This window comes from Cellulomonas sp. PS-H5, assembly GCF_019265565.1.
Lineage (GTDB): Bacteria > Actinomycetota > Actinomycetes > Actinomycetales > Cellulomonadaceae > Cellulomonas.
Map to the genome: position 1 here is coordinate 1 of NZ_JAHVCI010000119.1, position 3,341 is coordinate 3,341.

At 76.4% G+C, this 3,341-nt stretch carries 3 protein-coding genes; all 3 read right to left on the reverse strand.

Going from position 1 to position 3,341, the window contains the following annotated elements; translation table 11 throughout:
• Positions 1–149: 149 nt before the first annotated feature.
• Positions 150–1,214 carry an LLM class flavin-dependent oxidoreductase gene (locus J5O08_RS20430; RefSeq protein ID WP_308281753.1) on the reverse strand — a complete coding sequence of 355 codons (1,065 nt, stop codon included), beginning with the start codon at positions 1,212–1,214 and terminating at the stop codon, positions 150–152.
• Between the two features lie 79 nt (positions 1,215–1,293).
• Positions 1,294–2,598, reverse strand: a complete 1,305-nt coding sequence (locus J5O08_RS20435) for a Glu/Leu/Phe/Val dehydrogenase (RefSeq protein WP_218708740.1) — start codon at positions 2,596–2,598, stop codon at positions 1,294–1,296.
• A 130-nt stretch (positions 2,599–2,728) separates the two neighbouring features.
• On the reverse strand, positions 2,729–3,341 hold a 613-nt coding region (locus tag J5O08_RS20440), incomplete at its 5' end, for a D-alanyl-D-alanine carboxypeptidase family protein (protein ID WP_218708742.1).

Below are 3,341 nucleotides of genomic sequence, written 5' to 3' on the forward strand. Positions count from 1 at the left end.
CCGATCGATCAGGGCGCGGCGCGAGAATCCGGTGGGATCGTGCCGCCTACGGTCTCCGGCCTCGCGACCTCCGACCGGAGGTGGCGAGACCGGAGACCGTAGGTGGCGTGCACCGGTGTCGCGGCGCCGCGCCCCGAGGCCGCGCCGGGTCACCAGGCGGCGGCCAGGGCCTCCAGGGTCGCGATGCGGTCCTCGACCGCGTGGGTGGTCGCCGTGACGATCAGCTCGTCCGCGCCGGTGCGCTCCACCAGCTCGCGCAGCGCCGCCGCGGCCGGCTCCGCCGTGGTCGCGATCTGCGTGCCCGCCACCTTCGCGAAGAACTCCGCCGCCTGCACCGGGTCGAGGTCCGCGAGCAGCTTCTCGGCGTCCTCCGGCGTCTCGATCGGCGCGAGCGCGCCCCGGCTCCGCAGCCGCAGCGCCATGACCTTCGACGGACCGGCCAACCACTGCGCCCGCTCCTCCGACTCGGCCACGATCACCGACGCCGACACCATGAGGTGCGGGGCGTCCAGCACCTCGGACGGCCGGAACGCCGAGCGGTACACCTCCGCCGCGGTCGTCGTGATGCCGGTGCCGAAGTGGTGCGCGTAGGAGAACGGCAGGCCGAGCTCGCCGGCGAGCTGCGCGCTGAACGTCGACGAGCCCAGCAGCCAGACCTCGGGGGTGCCGGCGGGCACCGGGGTGGCGCGCAGCCGCTGCGCGACGGCGGACGCGGCGCGGCCGGCCGGCAGCTGGCCCAGCAGGTGCAGCACGTCGAGCAGCTCGGCCGGGAAGTCCTCGGCGCCCAGGCCCTCGACGGTGCGGCGCAGCGCGGCGGCCGTCATCGGGTCGGCGCCCGGCGCGCGGCCGATGCCCAGGTCGACGCGGCCCGGGTGCAGCGCCTCCAGCATCGCGAACTGCTCGGCGATCACCAGCGGCGGGTGGTTCGGCAGCATGACGCCGCCGGAGCCGACCCGGATGCGCTCGGTCGACGCGGCGAGGTGCGCGAGCAGCACGCCGGGGGAGGTCGACGCGACCGCGGGCATGCTGTGGTGCTCGGCGACCCAGAACCGGCGGTAGCCCAGGGCGTCGGCGCGCCGGGCGAGCGCGGTGGAGTCGGCGAGCGCGTCGGCGCTGGTGGCCCCGGTCCCGACGGGGGACAGGTCCAGCACGGACAGGGGGACCTCGGGGCGGACGACGGGCTGGTGCGCGCGGGTGGCGTCGGGGGTGCTCACCTCAGGGGCAACGCGGCCGGCACCCGGGGACTTCCCGGGCCCGGCCGCGTCCCGCGTCACACGCGCGCCGCGGCGCGGATCAGGGGTACAGCCCGCGGAGCTGGTGCGCCTCGGCCACCCGCCGCACCCCGATCACCAGGGCCGCGTCCCGCAGCGTGATGCCGTCGGCCCGGGCCCGCTGCGCCACGGCGGCGTAGGCGGAGCGCATCCGCTGCTCCAGCCGGTCCTCGATCTCGCGCTCGGTCCACCAGTACGCCTGCTGCGCCTGCACCCACTCGAAGTACGAGACCACCACGCCGCCGGCGTTCGCCAGGATGTCGGGGACGACGGTGATGCCGCGGTCGGCGAGCACCCGGTCGCCCGCGCTGGTCGTCGGGCCGTTCGCGCCCTCCACCACCCAGCGGGCCTTGACCGAGGCGGCGGCCTCCTCGTCCAGCACGTCCTCGGTGGCTGCGGGGATGAGCACGTCGACGTCGAGCGCCAGCAGCTCCGCGTTGGTCAGCGGGTCGGCGCCCGGGAGGTCGACGACCGACCCGGTCTCGGCGACGTGGCTCAGCAGCGCCGCGACGTCCAGGCCGCCCGGCGCGTGCACGCCGCCGTACTGGTCGCTCACCGCGACGACCCGCGCGCCGCCCTCGGCCAGGAACCGCGCCGCGTGCGAGCCGACCTTGCCGAAGCCCTGCACCGCGGCGGTGACCTCGGACAGCTCGGTGCCGGCGTCGGCGAGCGCCGCGGCGGTGGCGTGCACGACACCGCGCGAGGTGGCCGTCGCCCGGCCGAGCGAGCCGCCGACCGCGATCGGCTTGCCCGTGACGACGGCGGGGATCGTGTACCCGGAGTTCACCGAGTACGTGTCCATGACCCAGCTCATCGTCTGCTCGGTGGTGCCGACGTCGGGCGCCATGATGTCCCGCTCCGGTCCGATGATCGGCATGACCTCGGAGGTGTACCGCCGGGTGACGCGCTCGAGCTCGGCGGGGGAGTAGCCGCGCGGGTCGATCGCCACGCCGCCCTTGGCGCCGCCGTAGGGCAGGTCGACGACGGCGCACTTCCAGGTCATCCACATCGCCAGCGCCCGGACCTCGTCGATGTCGACGCCCGGGGCGTACCGCAGGCCGCCCTTGCCGGGGCCCCGGGAGATGTTGTGCTGCACCCGGTAGCCGGACAGCAGCTCGATCCGGCCGTCGTCCCGGCGCAGGGGCACGGCGACGTGCAGCTCGCGGCGCGGGGTGGCGAGCATCTGGTGCAGGCCGTCGTCGTACCCGAGCAGGTCGACGGCCGACGACAGCTGGGCGAGCGCCGTCGTCAGGGGGGAGGAGGTGCGCGGGGCGGGCGTCACAGGGGTGGGCGACGGGGACGTCCCGGTCGGAGCGGTCGCGGTCATGCAGAGGCCTCCTGGGCATCGCGCCCGGCCGTCCGGGCGCGGCCTCGTCGCCGCCCCCGTCGGCGGCGGCCGGGGTACCTCGTCACTGTGCCACAGGACCCCGGGCCGGACCGGTCGACCGGCCCGCGGGTCAGGAGGTGCGGCCGGGGCCGTACTCGAAGTGCCAGTACTCGGCGTAGGGCTGCCCCTGCCGGACGCGGGCCGGGGCGTACCAGCCGTAGGTCGGCCCGTTCGCGACCAGCCAGTCGTACCGGGCGGTGCCGAACCCGTAGGTGCCGACCCACTCCTGCACGTCCAGCGCGGTGCCGAGCCCGTGCGACGACGTGCCGGGTGCCGCGGCGAGCCCGCCGAACGCCGCTTTCATCGCCACCTGGTCGTCGTAGGACCGGTAGGTGAGGTCCATGTCGAGCGACGCCCCGAACCGGGCCCGGAACGCCTCGTTCAGCGCGGTGAGCGCGTCGGCGGCGTCGCAGCGCAGGTACTGGGCGAACCCCAGCTGGTCGGTGCCCCAGGGCACCTGGCACATCTGCGAGGCGGGCATGTGGCCGTTAGAGCCGTCGCCGTCGGCGGTGGGCACCGACGTCACCCACAGCACGTCGCCCTGGGCGTCGACCGGGCGGCCGTCGACCCAGCCCGCGATGCCGGGGTTGCTCGGCGCGCCCGCGGGGGCCCCGCCGGAGCCGGACCCCGCGCCCGCCCGCGCGGCGGCCGCGGCCTCGGCGGCGGCCTGCTCCTCCGCGGCG

Excerpts from the sequence above, each read along its gene's own strand:
- J5O08_RS20435 (WP_218708740.1), bottom strand. The coding sequence starts at position 2,598 with ATGACCGCGACCGCTCCGACCGGGACGTCCCCGTCGCCCACCCCTGTG.